This is a genomic window from Streptomyces sp. NPDC001851, from assembly GCF_040297165.1.
GTDB lineage: Bacteria > Actinomycetota > Actinomycetes > Streptomycetales > Streptomycetaceae > Streptomyces.
In genome coordinates this window covers 1-1,945 of record NZ_JBEOYR010000069.1, presented here as the reverse complement: position 1 = coordinate 1,945, position 1,945 = coordinate 1, and the positions used below count along the sequence as shown (strand labels likewise).

At 70.6% G+C, this 1,945-nt stretch carries 1 protein-coding gene; it reads left to right on the top strand.

From position 1 onward, the window contains the following. Positions 1 to 18: 18 nt before the first annotated feature. Positions 19 to 1,945: SpnB-like Rossmann fold domain-containing protein (locus ABT171_RS41500; protein ID WP_351252126.1), on the top strand; the 1,927-nt coding region annotated here is incomplete at its 3' end.

The window sequence follows — 1,945 nt, the reverse complement described above, 5'->3', positions numbered from 1 at the left end:
GCGTTCCACTCGCCGCGTATGGACGGGATGCTGGCGGAGTTCCGCGAGATCGCCGCCGGACTGACCTACCACACCCCCCGGATCCCCGTCGTCTCCACCGTGACCGGCCGCCTGGCCGCGGACGACGAGCTGCGCTCGCCGGACTACTGGGCCACACAGGTCCGCGAGGCCGTCCGCTTCGCGGACGCGGCACGCACCCTTCAGTCGGAAGGGGTTACCACCCTGCTGGAGCTGGGCCCCGACGGCGTGCTCTCCGCCATGGTCGACGCGACCGTCGAGGAGAGCGGGGCCGCCCAGGACGCCGTGGTGTGCGTACCGGCGCTGCGCGCCGGACGTCCCGAGACGACCACCCTCGTCACGGCGCTAGGCCGACTCCACGCCCGGGGCGTCCCAGTGGACTGGCGCGCCTTCTTCTCGGGCAGCGGAGCCCGCCGCGTCGACCTGCCCACCTACGCCTTCCAGACCTCGCGCCACTGGCTCACCCCCACTGGTGTGTCCGCCGACGCGGGCGGCCTGGGGCTCACCCCGACCGGTCATCCCCTGATCGGCGCGATGGTGCGCCGTGCGGACGGCGGCGACCTGCTGTTCACCGGCCGGCTGTCGCCCACCGCGCATCCGTGGCTGGCGGACCACACCATCCAGGGCACGACACTCTTCCCCGGTACAGGTCTGTTGGACCTGGCCCTGCGGGCCGCCGAAGAGGTCGGCCTCCAGCGGGTGGAGGAGCTGACGCTGACGGCTCCGCTGGTGATCCCCGAACGCGGTGGTGTCCAGCTTCAGATGGTCGTTGCGGAACCGGATGATTCCGGTGGCCGGCGGATTGATGTGTTCGGGTGTGTGGAGGGTGATGGGGGTGGGTGGGTGTTGCATGCCAGTGGTCGGTTGGTGGCTGGTGTGGGTTCGGGTGAGGGGTTGGGTGTGTGGCCGCCGGTGGGTGGTGTGGAGGTGGATGTTGAGGGTGTGTATGGGCGGTTGGCTGAGGCTGGTTTTGGTTATGGTCCGGGGTTTGCTGGTCTTCGGCGGGTGTGGCGGGGTGAGGGTGAGGTGTTTGCGGAGGTGGTGTTGGGTGAGGAGTGGCGGGTGGATGCGGGGCGGTTTGTGGTGCATCCGGCGTTGTTGGATGCGGCGTTGCATCCGTTGTTGCCTGGTGTGGTGGAGGGGGATGTTCCGGCGCGGCTTCCGTTTGCGTGGGGTGGGGCTGAGGTTCATGCGGTGGGGGCTTCCATGCTGCGGGTTCGGCTGAGGAGCACGGGTGCGGACACGGTGAGCCTGGCTGTCGCGGACGCCACGGGCGCGCCTGTGGGCTCGGTGGCGTCACTGGTGCTGAGGCCACCGGCCGAGACCGTCGTACGGAGCGATGGTTTGTTCCGGGTGGAGTGGCGGCGGGTCGCGGTGCCGGAGGTTGCTGGGGGTGGGGCGGATGTGGTGGTGCGGCTCGCGGGTGAGGAGGCGCCGCGTCGGGCGTTGGCGCTGGTGCAGGAGTTCCTCGGTGATGCGGTGGTGGAGGAGGGTTCGCGTCTTGTGGTGGTGACGTCGGGTGCGGTTGCGGCCGGTGAGGGTGAGGACGTCACGGATCTGGGTGCGGCGCCGGTGTGGGGCCTGGTGCGGGCGGCGCAGTCGGAGCATCCGGGCCGGTTCGTGCTGGTCGATGTGGACGGTGATGCGGACGGTGATGCGGAGGAGATGCTGGCTGCGGCTGTGGCGTCGGGTGAGCCGCAGGTCGCGGTGCGGGGTGGGGAGCTGTGTGTTCCCCGGCTGACCCGTAGTTCCCCGTCCGCGGCCGACCGGCCCGTGCTCCTCGATCCCGAGGGGACGGTGTTGATCACCGGAGGTACGGGCGGCCTGGGCGCCGTACTGGCCCGGCATCTGGTGACCGGGCATGGCGCACGGCGTCTGCTGTTGCTGAGCCGGCGTGGCGAGCAGGCTCCTGGGGCGGCTGAACTTC